Source organism: Tenacibaculum sp. AWR4_210 (assembly GCF_056160945.1).
Map to the genome: position 1 here is coordinate 1 of NZ_JBSWYF010000080.1, position 297 is coordinate 297.

At 46.5% G+C, this 297-nt stretch carries 1 pseudogene; it reads right to left on the reverse strand.

Annotated features, from left to right (window positions below):
• Window positions 1–297, reverse strand: a pseudogene (locus ACXAG7_RS20110) (hypothetical protein); the annotation flags it as partial.

The window sequence follows — 297 nt, forward strand, 5'->3', positions numbered from 1 at the left end:
TACTTACTGTTTGTGATGCATAGTAGGTTCCTGTGCTCAATGCTGTTGTTCCTGCTAAGGCAGTTCCTCCTGTTGACGCTGCATACCATTGGATACCTGTTCCCGTAGCTACTAAATCAGCTACTGTTGGGCTATCGGCACTACAGAATGCTTGTGCGCTTGCTGTTGGTGCTGTTGGGGTGGTATTTACGGTTACACTTACAGAAGTTCTACTACTCTCACAACTACTTACTGTTTGTGATGCATAGTAGGTTCCTGTGCTCAATGCTGTTGTTCCTGCTAAGGCAGTTCCTCCAG